At 67.5% G+C, this 16,792-nt stretch carries 11 protein-coding genes and 2 riboswitches; of the genes, 6 read left to right on the forward strand and 5 right to left on the reverse strand.

The window, feature by feature from the left end; genetic code table 11:
• Positions 1-162: 162 nt before the first annotated feature.
• Both hemN and K6V06_RS11555 read right to left on the reverse strand, forming a co-directional pair.
• Positions 163-1,629: an oxygen-independent coproporphyrinogen III oxidase gene (gene hemN, locus K6V06_RS11550; RefSeq protein ID WP_222243551.1), complete on the reverse strand. Its 1,467-nt coding sequence runs from the start codon at positions 1,627-1,629 to the stop codon at positions 163-165.
• Between the two features lie 108 nt (positions 1,630-1,737).
• The gene (locus tag K6V06_RS11555; protein WP_222243552.1) at positions 1,738-3,834 is read right to left on the reverse strand and encodes a UvrD-helicase domain-containing protein; all 2,097 of its coding nucleotides are present in this window, start codon (positions 3,832-3,834) and stop codon (positions 1,738-1,740) included.
• Positions 3,835-4,038: 204 nt separating this feature from the next.
• Positions 4,039-4,127: riboswitch (glycine riboswitch) on the forward strand.
• 21 nt (positions 4,128-4,148) lie between these two features.
• Positions 4,149-4,326, forward strand: a riboswitch (glycine riboswitch).
• 119 nt (positions 4,327-4,445) lie between these two features.
• On the opposite strand from K6V06_RS11555, the gene gcvT reads away from it, so the two are divergent.
• The 6 genes from gcvT to K6V06_RS11585 all read left to right on the forward strand — a co-directional run bounded on the left by gcvT (position 4,446) and on the right by K6V06_RS11585 (position 11,988).
• On the forward strand, positions 4,446-5,573 hold the full coding sequence (gcvT, locus tag K6V06_RS11560; protein WP_222243553.1) for a glycine cleavage system aminomethyltransferase GcvT: 1,128 nt from the start codon (positions 4,446-4,448) through the stop codon (positions 5,571-5,573).
• A 112-nt stretch (positions 5,574-5,685) separates the two neighbouring features.
• Positions 5,686-6,066 (forward strand): glycine cleavage system protein GcvH, encoded by a 381-nt coding sequence (gene gcvH / locus K6V06_RS11565; protein ID WP_222243554.1) that lies wholly within the window; start codon positions 5,686-5,688, stop codon positions 6,064-6,066.
• A gap of 74 nt (positions 6,067-6,140) precedes the next feature.
• Positions 6,141-9,059 (forward strand): aminomethyl-transferring glycine dehydrogenase, encoded by a 2,919-nt coding sequence (gcvP, locus tag K6V06_RS11570; protein WP_222243555.1) that lies wholly within the window; start codon positions 6,141-6,143, stop codon positions 9,057-9,059.
• Between the two features lie 141 nt (positions 9,060-9,200).
• Positions 9,201-9,734 carry a DUF421 domain-containing protein gene (locus K6V06_RS11575; protein ID WP_222243556.1) on the forward strand — a complete coding sequence of 178 codons (534 nt, stop codon included), beginning with the start codon at positions 9,201-9,203 and terminating at the stop codon, positions 9,732-9,734.
• Between the two features lie 49 nt (positions 9,735-9,783).
• A complete protein-coding gene (locus K6V06_RS11580) occupies positions 9,784-11,160 on the forward strand; it encodes an L-serine ammonia-lyase (RefSeq protein WP_222243557.1) in 1,377 nt (458 codons plus the stop codon).
• 81 nt (positions 11,161-11,241) lie between these two features.
• The gene (locus K6V06_RS11585; RefSeq protein ID WP_222243558.1) at positions 11,242-11,988 is read left to right on the forward strand and encodes an MBL fold metallo-hydrolase; all 747 of its coding nucleotides are present in this window, start codon (positions 11,242-11,244) and stop codon (positions 11,986-11,988) included.
• A gap of 134 nt (positions 11,989-12,122) precedes the next feature.
• Here the strand turns inward: K6V06_RS11585 and K6V06_RS11590 are convergent, their stop codons facing one another.
• The 3 genes from K6V06_RS11590 to K6V06_RS11600 form a co-directional block, all read right to left on the reverse strand.
• A complete protein-coding gene (locus K6V06_RS11590) occupies positions 12,123-13,241 on the reverse strand; it encodes a YbdK family carboxylate-amine ligase (protein ID WP_222243559.1) in 1,119 nt (372 codons plus the stop codon).
• Complete coding sequence (locus tag K6V06_RS11595; RefSeq protein WP_222243560.1) at positions 13,241-14,455, reverse strand: cation:proton antiporter; 1,215 nt, start codon at positions 14,453-14,455, stop codon at positions 13,241-13,243. Before K6V06_RS11595 ends, K6V06_RS11590 begins: the two co-directional genes overlap by 1 nt.
• Before the next feature lie 204 nt (positions 14,456-14,659).
• Positions 14,660-16,699 carry a tetratricopeptide repeat protein gene (locus K6V06_RS11600; RefSeq protein ID WP_222243561.1) on the reverse strand — a complete coding sequence of 680 codons (2,040 nt, stop codon included), beginning with the start codon at positions 16,697-16,699 and terminating at the stop codon, positions 14,660-14,662.
• Between the last annotated feature and the right edge of the window lie 93 nt (positions 16,700-16,792).

Below are 16,792 nucleotides of genomic sequence, written 5' to 3' on the forward strand. Positions count from 1 at the left end.
GCTTAGGCTGAACGCTACCAAGAATGGACGCCCCGATCCTCGCTCTCCCTCGAACTTGAGCTCGCGCTCAGAGCATGGGGCCATCGATCTGAGGCGTCCAGGACGAATTGTGCGACATACAAGGGGCTGGGGGGGAGGGAGCCGACCCGCAGCGCCCCGCAATCACACCACGCGCGAATACCGTGGGATGGCAGCCGGCAAGGACACGGTTGACACCGGCCGGTCGGTGCCCTTCATCCTGCCATCGTTGGCCGGGGCGGCGCCCCTGCGCAGATGGCTGTCGAAGACCATGGCAACCCGGCGCACCAGCAGGCGGCCAAGCGGGGTGACATCGATGCGGCCGTCCGGCCTGTCGATCAGCCCCTGCGCCTGGAGCCGCTCCAGTTCGCCCTGCTCGGCGGCGAAGGCGGTGGCAAAGGGCTGGCCCAGCCGCTGCTCTAGTTGGCGCAGGTCCAGCGTGCCATTGCACATCAGCGCGCCGATGATCTCCCGGCGCAGCGCGTCGTCATCGTCGCAGACGATGCCGCGGATCACCGGCAGTTCTCCGGCGTCGAGCGCCGCGAAATACGGCTCCAGCTCGCGCGCGTTCTGCACATAGCGTCCGGCCACCGCGCCAATGGCGGAAACGCCGAAGCCGAGCTGATCGTAGCCGGCATGCGTGGAATAGCCCTGGAAATTGCGCTGCAACCGGCCCTCGCGCTGGGCAACCGCCAGCGGGTCGTCCGGCAGCGCGAAATGGTCCATGCCGATATAGACATACCCCTCGTCGGTCAGCCGCTCGATGGTGGAGACGAGGATATCCAGCTTTTCCCCCGGATCGGGCAGCGCGGCCTCGTCGATACGCCGCTGCGGCTTGAACAGATGCGGCAGGTGCGCGTAGCTGTAGACGGACAGGCGCTCGGGCCGCATCGTCAGCACCGCATCGAGGGTGGCCGCGAAGCGTTCGGTGCGCTGGTGCGGCAAGCCGTAGATCAGGTCCATGCTGACCGACTGGAAGCCGTGGCGCCTGGCTGCATCGACGACCGTGCGCGTTTCCTCGTAGCTCTGCACGCGGTGAATCGCCGCCTGCACCAGCGGATCGAAGTCCTGCACACCGAGACTGACGCGATTGAACCCCAGCGCAGCCAGTTCGGCAACGCGGGCCGCATCGACCCGCCGCGGGTCCAGTTCGATGCTGTGCTCGCCCTCGGGCAGCAGCACGAAGTGCCGGTTCAGCGCGTCGAACACCTGCCCCATCTCGCCGGTGTGCAGGAAGGTGGGCGTGCCGCCGCCCCAGTGGGATTGCATCACCGCACGCGGGCTGCCGAGCAACGCCGCCACCATGCCGATCTCGCGCGCAAGATAGCGCACGTAGCGGCCGCTGCGGCGGCGATCGCGCGTAACGATCTTGTTGCAGCCACAGTAGTAGCAGATGTTTTCGCAGAACGGCACGTGCAGGTACAGCGACAGCGGCGCGGCACCGTTCCGGGCACAGTCGCGCAGCGCGTCGCGGTACTGCACCTGGCCGAAGTCGGCGCGGAAGCGGTCGGCGGTGGGATAGGAGGTGTAGCGCGGCCCGTTGGTGTCGATGCGTGCGGCCAGCGCACGAAAGTCGGGCAGTGCCGCGCGCAGCGGCGTGGTGGCAGCCATGCGTGGCCCCTGGTGCTGGGAAGATGGGACCATCGTAGCGGCACCGGCCGAGGCCGGGGTTGATCGCGATCAAGCGTCATGCCGGCAGCCGGCAGGCCGGGGCGGCAATCAGCCCGCGGTCACCTTGCCCGCGCCGCCGAGCAGCGCCTTGAGCCCGGCCAGCCGGTCCTTGGGGCTCATTGCAGGCGCGTCGTCCCTGGGCACGGGCGCCTCTTCCAGCTTCATTTCACCGATGAAGCGCGACGGCTCGCACGAGTAGGTCTCGCGCGCCCGCTTGCGCTTGCGGCACCAGCTGATATGCAGGCTGCGCTGGGCGCGGGTGATGCCGACATACATCAGCCGGCGCTCCTCCTCGATCTTCAGGTCGGTCAGGTCCTCGTCCTCGCGGCTATGCGGCAGGATGCCCTCTTCCACGCCGACGAGGAATACGTGCGGGTACTCCAGCCCCTTGGAGGCGTGCAGCGTGGACAGCCGCACCGCATCCGGGTCTTCCTCGCGCCCTTCCAGCATGCTCATCAGCGCCACGGTGTGCGTCAGTTCCAGCAGGTTCTTGCCCTCGTCGCCAAAACCATCGGCGGTGTCGTAGCCGGTCGCCTCGCCGTCCTCGCCCGTGCCCTCTGGCTTGGTGCCCTTGCGCTTGAGCCAGTCGAGAAACTCGAGCGTGTTGGTCCAGCGCGCCTGCGCCTGCCGCTCGTCGAAGGTGTCGTACAGATAGGCTTCGTAATGGATGCCTTCCATCAGGTCGTCCAGCACCTGCGTGGCCGGGTCGGTGGCCGCGCGGTCAGCGAGGCGCACCATCGATTCGCAAAACACCCGCAGCGGCTCCAGCTGGCGCGGCTGCAGCTTGCCCTCGATGCCGCCCATCATCGCCGCCTCGAACAGCGACACCTTGGCCTGACCGGCGAACGTGCCCAGCACTTCCAGCGTGGTATTGCCAACGCCGCGGCGCGGCGTGGTGACCGCGCGGATGAAGGCGGGATCGTCGTCGGGATTGGCGATCAGCCGCAGATAGGCGCAGATGTCCTTGATCTCGGCCTTGTCGAAGAAGCTCTGGCCGCCCGACAGTACATAGGGAATGCGTTCACGCCGCAGGATCTGCTCGAACAGCCGCGCCTGGTGGTTGCCGCGGTAGAGGATGGCGTAGTCGCGATACTGCGCGCGCCGCTCGAACTTGTGGGCCGAGAGCCGGAACACCACGGACTCGGCCTCGTGTTCCTCGTCGTTCATCGGCGACACGGTGATCGGATCGCCCATGCCGTGCTCGCTCCACAGCGTCTTGTCGAACAGCTTGGGGTTGTTCGAGATCACCGCATTGGCGGCCTGCAGGATGCGCACGGTGGAGCGGTAGTTCTGCTCCAGCTTGATGACCTTCAGGTTCGGAAAGTCCGTCTGCAGCAGCCGCAGATTGTCCAGCGTCGCGCCACGCCAGCCGTAGATCGCCTGGTCGTCGTCGCCCACCGCGGTGAAGGCGGGCGCGCGCAGATGCGAGCCGCCGGCCAGCAGCTTGAGCAGCTGGTACTGGCAGGCGTTGGTGTCCTGATACTCGTCGACCAGGAAGTAGCGCAGCCGGTTCTGCCACTTGAGCCGCACCGCCTCGTCACGGGCAAACAGCTCGGCCGGCAGCCGGATCAGGTCGTCGAAGTCCACCGCCTGATACGCCGCCAGCGTGGCGACATAGTTGCGGTACACCAGCGCCGCCTGATGCTCTTCGGCGCTGGCCGCCTGGGCGATCGCCGTGTCGGGATCGATCATCGCGTTCTTCCACAGCGAGATCGTGCTTTGCACCGAGCGGATCAGCTTCTTGTCGGTGGTCGCCAGCTGCTCCTGGATCAGGCCGAAGCAGTCGTCGGCATCCATGATGGAAAAGCGCGGCTTCAGGCCCAGGTGCTCGGCCTCGGCACGCAGGATCTGCACGCCGAGCGAGTGGAAGGTACAGACCGTCAGTTGCTTGATCGGGATGCGCTTGCCGTCGCGCGTCTTGCCTTCCATCAGCTTGGCGATGCGCTCCTGCATCTCGCGCGCGGCCTTGTTGGTGAAGGTCACCGCGGCGATATGACGGGGCTCGAAGCCCTTGTCCTCGATCAGGTGGGCGATCTTCTGCGTGATCACGCGGGTCTTGCCCGATCCGGCGCCGGCCAGCACGAGGCAGGGCCCGTCCAGGTAGCGGACGGCTTCGGATTGGGCGGGATTCAGTCCGTGAGTCATGCGGCTGGGGCAGCGGGATGGGCAGTTGGTTGGCGACACGCGCCGTGCCGCGCACGAAAGACGCGGGCGAAGCGGCCGATGCTATCACGGGCGCCGGCTCCCCCGCTGCCGCCGCCGGCCAGGAGCGGCTCGACAAGCACTTCACTGAAGCGAACCAGCCACAGCCGCCGGTTTGACAGTCCCGGCCTGCCCGGTTAGAGTCGCGCCATCCGTCCGGGAGAGCGCGCGATCGTTCGCGCCGCCGAAGGGGAATCACCCGCAAACTCTCAGGCACCATGGACCGGGCGGATCGGCATGCAGTATGCACACGATGTATGCCGCACTCTGGAGAGCGGCACCGGCCATCCATCAGTCGGATGGTCAGCGTGCCCACCGAAGGGGCGCACGGCGTTTGTCCGTCGTCACCGGGTTTGACGGGGCGGTCGATGACCGCCACCGGGAACCGGGACGGCGAGCCGTAATCTCTCAGGTATCGAGGACAGAGGGGGTCATCCGACGCGACGATCGGAGCGCCAGGCGCATGGCGCCCGGCCGTCGCGTCGGATGACCCCTTTTTGCCTGGCGCGCCGCGATGGCGCGCCGGAAACCCCGAACCAAGCCCCGAGGATTCCATGACGCTCCAGGCCACTCCGCTCAACGCCATCCACCGCGCCCTCGGCGCCCGCATGGTGGATTTCGGCGGCTGGGACATGCCCGTCAACTACGGCTCGCAGATCGAGGAACACCACGCCGTGCGTCAGGACGCCGGCATGTTCGACGTCTCCCACATGTGCGTGGTCGATCTCGAAGGCGCCAATACCCGCGCCTTCCTGCGGGGCCTGCTCGCCAACAATGTCGACAAGCTGCAGACGCCCGGCAAGGCGCTCTACTCGTGCATGCTGGACGAGCGCGGCGGCGTGATCGACGACCTGATCGTCTACTTCTTCGCCGAAGACCGCTTCCGGCTGGTGGTCAATGCCAGCACGGCGGTCGGCGATATCGACTGGATCCGCCAGCGCAACGAGGCGACCGGCAGCGGCGTGACCATCACGCCGCGCCGTGGCGACGTCGCCCCGGAAGGGACGCCGGCCCTGGCCATCATCGCGGTACAGGGCCCGAATGCGCGCGCCAAGGTCTGGCAGGCCTTCCCGGCCACGCAGCCCAGCGATGCGCTCAAGCCGTTCAACGCGCTGATCGTCGACGTGCCGCTGATCGGCGAGATGATGCTCGGCCGCACCGGCTACACCGGCGAAGACGGCTTCGAACTGGTGGTGCCGGCCGAGAGCGTGGCGGGCGTCTGGCAGAAGCTGCAGGACGCCGGCGTGCGCCCGGCCGGGCTGGGCGCCCGCGACACGCTGCGCCTGGAAGCCGGCATGAACCTGTATGGCCAGGACATGGATATCCACACCTCGCCGCTCGACGCGGGGCTGGGCTGGACCGTGGACCTGCAAAGCGAGCGTGACTTCGTCGGCAAGGCGGCGCTTGTCGCCAGCGGCCAGCAGAAGCAGTTCGCCGGGCTGATCCTGCGCGACAAGGGCGGCGTGCTGCGCGCTCACCAGAAAGTGCTGACGCCCGCGGGCGATGGCGAAATCACTTCCGGCACCTTCAGCCCCACCCTCTCCCAATCCATCGCCTTCGCCCGGCTGCCGCGTGATGTCGCGCACGGTAGCGAGGTGCAAGTCGAAATCCGCGACCGCAAACTGGCCGCCACAGTGGTTAAACTGCCATTTGTGCGCAATGGCAAGGCGCTCGTGAGCTGATCGACGCCCCCGCGGCCGAGATCGGCCGACCGGTCATCTTTGCGCCGCCGCGGCAATGAGCCTGCGCCGCGGCGGCGCCCCAAGGACACAAGAATCGAATCTGGAGAACTGCATGAACTTCCCCGCTGACCTCAAGTACACCGAGTCGCACGAATGGGTGCGTGTCGAAGCCGACGGTACGCTGACCATCGGCATCACCGACCACGCCCAGGATGCGCTCGGCGATATCGTCTTCCTCGAACTGCCCGAGGTGGGCAAGACGGTAGGCGCGGGTGACGCGCTGGCCGTGGTCGAGTCGGTCAAGGCCGCTTCCGACATCTATGCGCCGGTCGCCGGCGAAGTGGTGGCGATCAACGATGCCGCCGCCGCGTCCCCGGAGAGCGTCAACGCCAACGCCTTCGACGCGTGGCTGTTCAGGATCAAGCCGGCCAACGGCGACGACGTGAACGGCCTGATGAGCGCCGACGCGTACAAGGCCAGCGTCGGCGCCTGACCGGCTGCCACGTTTGCGACGCTGGCGACGGGGCCGACCACCCCGCGCCGGCGTGCCCCCCCGAGTTCCTTGCCATGAATGCCCCCCTGCCCATGAACGCCGCACACTCCGCTCGCCTCTCGCTTGCCGAACTCGAGGCCCGCGACGCCTTCTCCCATCGCCATATCGGGCCCGACGCCGCCGAACAACAGCACATGCTGAAGGTGCTGGGCTACGACAGCCGCGCCGCGCTAATGGACGCGATCATTCCCGCCGCCATCCGCCGCCGCGACGGCATGCCGCTGGGCGAGTTCACCGAGCCGCTGACCGAGGAAGGCGCGCTGGCCAAACTGCGCGCCATCGCCGGCAAGAACCAGGTGTTCCGCAGCTTCATCGGCCAGGGTTACTACGGCACGCACACGCCCAAGGTCATCCTGCGCAACATCTTCGAGAACCCGGCCTGGTACACCGCCTACACGCCGTACCAGCCGGAGATTTCCCAGGGCCGCCTGGAAGCGATGCTGAACTTCCAGCAGATGGTCACCGACCTGACCGGGCTGGACATCGCCAACGCGTCGATGCTCGATGAAGGCACCGCCGCGGCGGAAGCGATGACGCTGCTGCAGCGGGTCAACAAGCACGCCTCGAACACCTTCTTCATCGCCGACGACGTGCTGCCGCAGACCATCGAAGTGGTGCGCACGCGTGCGCTGCCGCTGGGCATCGAGGTGCAGGTAGGCCCCGCGGCCGATGCGGCGAAGGCCCATGCCTTCGGCGTGCTGCTGCAGTATCCGGGCGTCAACGGCGATGTCGCCGACTACCGGGCCATTGCGGACGCCGTGCATGCGGCCGGCGGCCTGGTGGTTGCCGCCGCCGACCTGCTGGCGCTGACGCTGCTGACCGCGCCCGGCGAATGGGGGGCGGACGTGGCAGTGGGCAATTCGCAGCGCTTCGGCGTGCCGCTGGGCTTCGGCGGCCCGCATGCCGGCTATATGGCGGTCAAGGATGCCTACAAGCGCTCGATGCCGGGCCGGCTGGTCGGCGTCACCGTCGATGCACAGGGCAACCCGGCCTATCGGCTGGCACTGCAAACCCGCGAGCAGCATATCCGCCGCGAAAAGGCCACCTCCAACATCTGCACGGCGCAGGTGCTGCTGGCGGTGATGGCGTCGATGTACGCGGTCTACCATGGCCCGCAGGGCCTGAAGCGCATCGCGCAGCGTGTGCATCGCCTGACCGCGACGCTAGCCGCTGGCCTGGAATCCCTGGGTTATCGCCGCGTCAACGGCACCTTCTTCGATACCCTGACCATCGAGACCGGCGAGGCGACCGCGGCCATCCACGCCGCAGCCGAGCAGCGCCGCATCAACCTGCGCCGCGCCGGCCAGAACCGCGTCGGCATTTCGCTCGACGAAACCACCACGCGCGACGAAGTGATCGCGCTGTGGGAAGTGTTCGCGCAAGGCAAGGCCGTGCCGGCCTTCGACGCGGTCGAGGCGTCGGCCAATGACGGCTACCCTGCCGCGCTGGCGCGCCAGAGCGCGTACCTGACGCATCCGGTCTTCAATACGCATCACGCCGAGCACGAGATGCTGCGCTACCTGCGCATGCTGGCCGACAAGGATCTGGCGCTGGACCGCACCATGATTCCGCTGGGCTCGTGCACGATGAAGCTGAACTCGACCAGCGAGATGATTCCGGTCACCTGGCCGGAGTTCTCCAGCATCCACCCGTTCGCGCCCGCCGAGCAGACGGTCGGCTATCGCGAGATGATCGGCCAGCTCGAAGCAATGCTGTGCGCGGCCACCGGCTACGCGGCGGTCAGCCTGCAGCCGAACGCGGGCTCGCAGGGCGAGTACGCCGGCCTGCAGATCATCCATGCCTATCACGCCAGCCGTGGCGAAGCGCATCGCGACATCTGCCTGATCCCGTCGTCGGCCCACGGCACCAACCCGGCGTCGGCGCAGATGGCCGGCATGAAGGTGGTGGTGGTGGCCTGCGACGAGCAGGGCAACGTCGATCTGGCCGATCTGGAAAAGAAGGCGGCGCAGCACAGCGCCAATCTGGCGGCGATCATGATCACCTACCCGTCCACGCACGGCGTGTTCGAGGAAGGCGTGCAGCGCATCTGCGAGATCGTGCACGGCCACGGTGGCCAGGTCTATGTCGACGGCGCCAACATGAACGCGATGGTCGGCACCGCGGCGCCGGGCCAGTTCGGCGGCGACGTGTCGCACCTGAACCTGCACAAGACCTTCTGCATCCCGCACGGCGGCGGCGGCCCCGGCGTCGGTCCGGTGGCAGTCGGCGCGCATCTGGCGAAGTTCCTGCCCAACCACCAGAGCACCGGCTACCACCGCGCCGACGACGGCATCGGTGCGATCTCGGCCGCGCCCTACGGCTCGGCCAGCATCCTGCCGATCTCGTGGATGTACATCGCGATGATGGGCTCGGCCGGCCTGACCGCCGCTACCGAGAACGCGATCCTGGCGGCAAACTATGTGGCCAAGCGGCTGTCCGAACATTATCCGGTGCTCTACGCGGGCGCCAACGGCCATATCGCGCACGAGTGCATCCTCGATCTGCGTCCGCTGCAGAAGACCACCGGCATCACCAACGAAGATGTCGCCAAGCGGCTGATGGACTATGGCTTCCACGCGCCGACGATGAGCTTCCCGGTGCCCGGCACGCTGATGATCGAGCCGACCGAAAGCGAGGCGCTGCACGAGCTGGACCGCTTCATCGACGCGATGATCGCCATCCGCCAGGAGATTGCGCGTGTGGAGGACGGCAGCTTCGACCGCGAGGACAACCCGCTGAAGAATGCGCCGCATACGGCAGCCGTGATCACCGCCAACGAGTGGGACCACAAGTACACTCGCGAAGAAGCCGCCTACCCGGTTGCCTCGCTGCGCACGCAGAAGTACTGGCCGCCCGTTGGCCGTGCCGACAACGTGTATGGCGACCGCAATCTGTTCTGCTCGTGCATGCCGATGAGCGCGTACGAGGAATGACGCCACGGCGGCGCCGGACCTGTTCCGGCGTCCGCCGCGGCGGTGCTTCGGCGGTGTGAATCCGCGCGGGGCACGCGCTGCCTCGTGCAAACCGTCCGCCGGCCCGTCGCCAGCGGCCAGTCAATGCATGGAGGTGGATCGATGTGGGAACTGAGCGCCCCCTGGTGGGAATTCGTCGTACGCGCGGTGATCATCTATTGCAGCGTGCTGCTGCTGATGCGACTCGCGGGCAAGCGGCAAATCGGGCAGATGACGCCTTTCGACCTGGTGTTGCTGCTGATCCTGTCGGAGGGCCTGCAGAACGCGATGATCGGCAGTGACGAGTCGGTCCTGGCCGGCCTGATCGTGGCCGTGACGCTGGTCGGCATCAATGGTCTGGTCAGCTGGTTCAGCTGGCGCAGCCGCAAGTTCGAATATGTGGTCGAGGGTCGGCCGCAGCTGCTGATCCGCAACGGCAAGGTCTTCAACGACGTGATGAAGGCCGCCCGCATCACCAGCGACGACCTGATGAAGGAGTTGCGGCGCGAAGGGTGCAACAGCCTGGACGATGTCCGCTACGCCATTCTCGAAAACGACGGGGCCATCAGCGTGCTGAAGCACAAGGAGGTCCCTGACCCGCCAGCGGGCCCCGGGGTCTCGATCTGGATGCGGCCGGACGACGACCGGCCGGTCTGAACACAGCAAGTCATGCCCGTCAATGCGGCATGGCGTCAGGAGAGTCAACGTGGCCGTCAGCGTATTCGATCTGTTCAAGGTGGGCATCGGCCCATCGAGTTCGCACACGGTCGGGCCGATGCGGGCCGCGGCGATGTTCGCCCATGGCCTGGAACGCGACGGGCTGCTGCCGCGCGTGGCCAGCGTGCGCGTCGAACTGTACGGCTCGCTGGGCGCGACCGGCAAGGGGCACGGCACCGACAAGGGCGTGATCCTCGGCCTGATGGGCGAGGCGCCCGACACCATCGATCCGGACACCATCGAGCAGAAGCTCGGACAGATGCGGGCCACGCGGTCCCTGTCCCTGCTCGGCAGGCATGCGGTGCCCTTCGTGGAGAAGGAGCACATCGCGTTCTACCGGCGCGAGGCACTGGCCGAGCATCCGAACGGCATGAAGTTCCATGCCTGGGACAGCGACGGCACGGCGCTGCGGGAAGGAAAATACCTGTCGGTCGGCGGCGGCTTCGTGGTCACCGCCGGAGCGGCCAACACACAGGTGCTGGAGGCTGACCGGCAATTGCCGCACCCCTTCCGCAGCGGGCGCGCCCTGCTCGATATCACCCGGGCCAGCGGCAAGTCGATCGCCCAGCTGATGCTGGAGAACGAATGTGTCTGGCGCAGCGAGGATGAAGTGCGCGCCGGCCTGCTCCATATCTGGGACGTGATGCAGGCGTGCGTGGCGCGCGGCTGCCGTACCGATGGCGAGCTGCCGGGTCCCTTCAAGGTGCGCCGCCGCGCGCCGGAGCTGTACCGCAACCTGACCGAGCGGGCCGAACGGACGCTGTCCGATCCGCTGTCGGTGATGGACTGGGTCAACCTCTACGCCATCGCCGTCAACGAGGAAAACGCGGCGGGCGGGCGCGTGGTGACCGCGCCGACCAATGGCGCGGCGGGCATCATCCCGGCGGTGATGCACTACTACGACCGCTTCGTGCCGGGTGCGAACCAGCAGGGCGTGGTCGACTTCCTGCTGACCGCCGGGGCGATCGGCCTGCTGTACAAGCTCAATGCGTCGATTTCGGGGGCCGAGGTCGGCTGCCAGGGCGAGGTCGGCGTCGCCTGTTCGATGGCGGCCGGCGCACTGGCCGCGGTGCTGGGCGGCACGCCCGAGCAGGTCGAGAACGCCGCCGAGATCGGCATGGAGCATAACCTTGGGTTGACCTGCGATCCGGTCGGCGGGCTGGTGCAGATTCCGTGCATCGAGCGCAATGCGATGGCGTCCGTCAAGGCGGTCAACGCGGCGCGGATGGCGCTGCGCGGCGATGGCAGCCACTACGTCTCGCTGGATTCGGTGATCAAGACCATGCGCGAGACCGGCGCCGACATGAAGACCAAGTACAAGGAAACCGCGCGCGGCGGGCTGGCGGTCAATATCGTCGAGTGCTGATGCCGGCAAGACGGCAAGCGCTGGCGTCGCGGCACTGAAACAGGGCAAAATCGCGGGCAGACCCCTGCCCGCGAGGACGCCATGCAGACCTTTCACCAGCTCTTCGATCCCGAGTCGTCGACCTATACGTATCTGCTGATCGATGCGGCCACGCGGGACGCCGCCTTGATCGACCCGGTCGACCGGCAATTCGAGCGCGATCTGGCGCTGCTGGAGCAGACCGGCGTCCGGCTGCGCTGGATCCTGGAGACGCATGCGCACGCCGACCATATCACTTCGGCGGGCCACCTCGCCCAGCGCACCGGAGCCGGCACCGCCGCGCCTTCCGGCTGTGAAATCCGTCCCGCGCAGAAGCAGCTGATCGACGGCGATACCGTCACCTTCGGTAGCCAGATCCTGCGCGCCATCCATACGCCGGGCCATACGGCGGGCAGCATGAGCTACCTGTGGGAGGAGCAGCCTGCGGATGGCGATGCCAAGGTGGTGCGCCGGGTCTTCACCGGCGATGCGCTGCTGATCGACGGCTGCGGCCGCACCGATTTCCAGTCCGGCGACGCCGGCACCCTCTACGACAGCCTGACGCGCCGGCTATTCACGCTGCCCGACGACACGCTGGTCTACCCCGCGCACGACTACAAGGGCCGCACCCATTCGACCATCGCCGCCGAGCGCGCCAGCAACAGCCGGATCAGCGGCCGGACCCGGGACGAGTTCATCGACATGATGAAGAACCTGAACCTTCCCCCGCCACGCATGCTGGCGGTGGCGGTGCCGGCGAACCAGCAGCTGGGGCTACGGGATGGCGAACGCGTGCCGCATGGGGTTTGATGGTCGTCCGGCCAAGTAATAGAAGTAACAAAGCGACCGAAATCGAAAATTCGTCGAGTGCACCGCTGCGACGATCGTCCAGATGACAGCCGCGCTGGAGCACTCGTCGAAGCCGCAGGAAGCGGCTTCCCGCGTTACTTCCCCGCCCACCGCTCGCAACTTTGCCGCACCGTCTCGCGCAGGCTGCGGCTATCCCCGTTGATCTGACGCATCAATTCCGCATCGCCACGGCGGCTTGCGGCCAGCATGCGGATATTGGCCAGGGCTTCAAGCGAGCCGAGCGCTTCGGCATGGGGCACCAGCACGTCGCACATCTTCAGGATGTGGTCGGCGATCGGCATCCGGGTCAGTTCGTTGGGATGCACGTATTCGCCGTCCAGTCCGAAGCGGCATGCCTGGAAGCGATTGAAGGTATAGACGAGGTAGTCGTCCTCTTCGGGCGCGAAGGGCCGTGCCAGCAGCAGGTAACGCGCCAGCGCCTGGATATAGGCGGCAATGTCGCAGGCCCGGGTGACCGTCAGCGGCGTGTCCATCACGCGGACTTCGATGGTGCCGAATTCGGGCTTGGGACGGATGTCCCAGTAGAAGTCCTTCATGCTCTCGATCACGCCGGTCTTGCGCATCTTCTCGAAATAGGCGGCGAAGGCATCCCACGTCAGCATGAAGGGCGCGCGGCCGCTCATCGGGAAGGCGGCAACCGAGTTCAGCCGCGCCGAGGCGAAGCCGGTATCGACGTCCTGCACATAGGGCGACGAGGCGGCAAGCGCGACGAAGTGCGGCACGTAGCGGCCGATCGCGTGCAGCAGGAACAGCGAGTCGTCGGCGCTCGGGCAGCCGATATGCACGTGCTGCCCGAACACCGTGAACTGCTTGGCCAGGTAGCCGTACAGCTCGGAGATGTACTGGTAGCGCGGCGAGTCGGAAATGGTGCGATCGGCCCACTGCTGGAACGGGTGCGTGCCGCCGCCGCAGATGCCCAGGTTCAGCGCGTGGGACGCTTCCACCATCAGGTCGCGCATCGTGGTCAGTTCGTCCAGCGCCTGCGCGTAGTCGTGGCAGATGCCCGTGCTGATCTCGATCATCGAGGGGCTGATCTCGGGCTTGATGTCGCCGGCATGCTGCGCGCCCTTGAGCTGGCGCAGCAGGTCGGGCGCGAACGGCGCGAGGTCGTAGTCGTGCCGGTTGACGAGCTGCATTTCCAGCTCGACGCCGAAGGTCAGTGCCTCGGAGTGCTTGAACGGTTCCAGTGACATCAGCGGGTCCCTCCTGTGGGTCGGACCTCGCCGGCATAGCGAAGTGCCCAGCTTGCCAATACGGGCGCGGCGATCTGCTCGATGGCCAGCGCGCACAGGATGATGGCGGTCAGCAACTGCCCGGTGTTCGGGTACAGCCGCACCACATCGCTCATCAACAGCCACGCCAGTCCGGACATCGGCCCGAGCGCGACGCCCAGTGCCATGCATTGCCGCATGGACAGGCCGGAGAACGATCCGAGCGCCATCACGCCGGCGAGCTTGGCCAGGTGGCGCAGCAGCACCAGCACGATGGCGGCGACACCGCCGATGGCCCAGTCGTTGATCGTCAGCGGCAGGCCCAGCGACACCACCATCACGATGATCAGCAGGCTGCCGACGCTGCCGAAGTGCGCGGGCCAGACACGTGGCTGGTTGTCCTGGTGCTTGAAGAGCACGCCGGCCAGAATCAGCGTCAGCGGTACGGACAGCTTGAAGAGGCGGGTCAGCGCCAGCGTGAACAGCACCATGCCGACCAGCACCAGGAAGCTGTACCCGTCGTCGGACGCCAGACGCCCATAGATGGCATGGCTGAGCTTGCCGACCACCCAGGCCAGCAGCGCGGAGCCCATCAGCAGATACAGCGGATGGAGCAGCGCCGCGCCGATATTGCCGTATTCGGAATGCAGCCAGCCGGTGGCCAGCTGCACGATGACCGCGGCGTAGATACTGTTCAGCGCCGCCATCGCCAGCAGACGCTCGGTGACCTGCCCTTCGGCTCGCAGTTCGTTCTTCAGCTGCAGCACGATGGTGGGCGAAGTGCTCACGGCGATGCCGCCGGCGAGGATGGCCACCGTCGGACCGACGCCCATCCATTGCAAGGTGGCCGTCACCAGACCCCAGGTCAGCAGGCTCTCGCCGGCGCTGGTAAAGAGCAGCCATCGGTTGGCGCGCAGCCAGGTCAGCGACAGCCGGTGTCCAAGTTCGAACAGCGCGAAGGCCAGCGCCATGTCGATAAGGATGCGGGTCTGGCCGATCATCGTTCCATCGACGATGGGCCGCCCCAGGGCGCCGGCCAGCAGACCCGCCACCGCATAGCCGACGATGCGCGGCAGGCGCAGATACAGACGGCAGATTTCGCCGGCCAGGCCGGCACCGACCAGCGCGAGGCCGATCCAGAAGAGCCCGCTTGGCGCGAGCGGCCAAGTCGGGAATAGTTGGCTTAGTCCATTCATGCGTGCAATCCTAATCGAACCCTGTGACAACCCGTGTCCGGGTTTGTCCCACAGGGCACGCATTTTGCAGAAAAAGCAGTGAATTGCGCCAAAATTGCCGCGGTTGGCCTCAATTCACGGCTGCGGTTCCGCTCGGGTTCTCCCCGGGGTCCGCTCGGACCCCGAGGCGCGCACGCACGCAGGCTGCTCAAACCAGCGTTGCTGTCAGACCCCCCAGAATTTCCAGGTGGGCCGCGTGCGCTTCAAGGCGTCCTCGACGCGGCGATAGAGGGACGCCTGGCGTCCCGTTTTCGCACCGAGCTCCCGGGCACGCAGAAAATGGGCCCGGGCCGCTTCGCGGCGCTGCATGCCGAGCGCGGCCTGCGCCGCGTGCAGCCGGATCTGCGGCTCATCCTGGCTTCCCGCCACGATGGCGGCCTCGAGGTCGCTCAGGGCATCGGCGAAGGTGACGGACAGCGCCAACGGCGCCCGGTCGCCGGACCCGTCGCCCTGCTGCGGCGGCTCGGCGTCCGGCGACGAGGAAGCAGCGGCCGCGGGCGTGGCGCCACGCTGGGCTTCCAGCCACTCCAGCCGGATCAGCCCCCGTTGAAAGCGCGGTGCAGCCTGATCCTCGGCATCGCCCGCTGCCAGCTCGATTGCCTTCTCGAACAGCGGCAGTGCACGGCCGTTGTCGCGCAACTCGCGCCAGATACGTCCGAACGCGTAATACAGCGCGGCGTCCTCGATCTGCAGCGCCCGCTCCTGCAGCGCTTCGATCTCGTCCAGCGCGAGCGCGCGCTCGCGGGCCTCCATCGCGGGTGCCGCCGCGCCCAGCAAGGCGGCGAAATGGGCCCGCGCATGGGCCATCGGATGGGCCGCCTCGCTGCGCTCCTCGACCGGCAGGGCGTCGAGCTGCGCGTCCATATGGGCGATCGCGGCGCGGGCCGCGGTCACGGCGTCGGTGCCGCCAATGGCCTTCCAGGCGTGGATCAGCCGGCTGAAGACCCAGGCGACCTCCGCCGGTTGCCGGTCCAGCGGATAGCGGTTGAGTACCTCTCCGGCCACCTCGACAACCAGCGGATGCCTCCCTGCGGAATCGTGGCAGTCTAACAGGTCGATCCAGTGGCCGATGAAATCGCTGACGGCGATGCCCTTCTCGTGCAGCGCCACTCGCTCCTCGCGCTCGTCCTTGCCCGTCCCTTGCAGCCGCCGGGCCAGACGATCGCACAGCAGGGAATAGATGTGCGGGTCGGCGTCGTCGCAGGTGCCTTCGCCGCTTTCGAAGTACGCTTCGAAGCGGCCCAGCGCGATGCGCCATGCCTTCTGGATCTGCGGCTCCAGCGCGGCGGCCGATGCCGGCTCGCGCTCGGCGAACTCCGCCAGCGACAGGCCCGCCAGGTAGTAGCCGTGCGCATCGGGGGCGTTCTCGTTCAGCCGGAAGCCCTGCCATGGCGCGGATTCGCCCGCGCGCAGCCGCCATTCCAGTTCCCGCACCTGGGCGCGGGGATCGGGCACGCGGCGCAGGTACACCGCCAGATCGTCCCGTGCCCCGGCGACGTCGCCGGCCCGGTAGCGCAGCGGTGCGCGCACGCGGCGCGCCTCGGGATGGTCCGGTTCCGCCGCGAGCACGAGTTCGGCCTGCTGCGCCGCCAGCGCGTCCCCTTGCGAGCCGCTCAACTGCAGCAGATCCGGGTTGTCCAGCGCGATGCGCGCCAGGCAAAGCCGCAGCAGCGGGTCCACCGCCTGCCCGGCGGTTTCCGATGCCTGGATATGGGACCCCGTCAGCGCGAGGATGTCGTGGGCACCGAGATCCGGCGCGCGGTACAGCAGGTCGTACCAATAGCGCGCGGCGCGGGCAGGATTGCCGAGCCGGTAGTGCACCAGACCCGCGTGGAACTGCGCGCTCCACTCACCGGTGGCCAGCCCATTGCGCCTGGCGGCCTCCTCCAGCCAGGGCAGCGCTTCCTGCAACCGCCCCGCGCTCATCAGCAGCAGGCCATAGCGGTGCGCCAGCAGCCCACGCGAGGCCCAGCGATGGGCGGGATGCAGCGGCGTCTGCGGCAGCCGGCTCAGCGCGGCATCGAGAATGGCGAAGCTGCGCTCCGGCTCGCCCTTGTCGAACCACAGCCGCGCCCGCAACGCGTCATAGTCGACCACCTCGGGATGCTGCCGAGCGAGGCCATCGAGGATCGCCAGCGCGTCGTCATAGCGCTCCTGGGTGGCCAGCTCGATGGCGAGGTCGTAACTGAGTGGCGTGGCGGACACGGACTGCTCCTTGGCAAAGCGGAATAGGACTGGAATAGGTCGGGATCGGACGGTCGGGGCCATCGGTGGCCTGGCTCGCGGACGAAGCCCAAA

The organism is Cupriavidus sp. AU9028, assembly GCF_019795295.1.
In the GTDB taxonomy this organism is placed as follows: Bacteria; Pseudomonadota; Gammaproteobacteria; order Burkholderiales; family Burkholderiaceae; genus Cupriavidus.

Excerpts from the sequence above, each read along its gene's own strand:
- hemN (WP_222243551.1), bottom strand. The coding sequence starts at position 1,629 with ATGGCTGCCACCACGCCGCTGCGCGCGGCACTGCCCGACTTTCGTGCG.
- K6V06_RS11555 (WP_222243552.1), bottom strand. The coding sequence starts at position 3,834 with ATGACTCACGGACTGAATCCCGCCCAATCCGAAGCCGTCCGCTACCTG.
- gcvT (WP_222243553.1), top strand. The coding sequence starts at position 4,446 with ATGACGCTCCAGGCCACTCCGCTCAACGCCATCCACCGCGCCCTCGGC.
- gcvH (WP_222243554.1), top strand. The coding sequence starts at position 5,686 with ATGAACTTCCCCGCTGACCTCAAGTACACCGAGTCGCACGAATGGGTG.
- gcvP (WP_222243555.1), top strand. The coding sequence starts at position 6,141 with ATGAATGCCCCCCTGCCCATGAACGCCGCACACTCCGCTCGCCTCTCG.
- K6V06_RS11575 (WP_222243556.1), top strand. The coding sequence starts at position 9,201 with ATGTGGGAACTGAGCGCCCCCTGGTGGGAATTCGTCGTACGCGCGGTG.
- K6V06_RS11585 (WP_222243558.1), top strand. The coding sequence starts at position 11,242 with ATGCAGACCTTTCACCAGCTCTTCGATCCCGAGTCGTCGACCTATACG.
- K6V06_RS11590 (WP_222243559.1), bottom strand. The coding sequence starts at position 13,241 with ATGTCACTGGAACCGTTCAAGCACTCCGAGGCACTGACCTTCGGCGTC.
- K6V06_RS11595 (WP_222243560.1), bottom strand. The coding sequence starts at position 14,455 with ATGAATGGACTAAGCCAACTATTCCCGACTTGGCCGCTCGCGCCAAGC.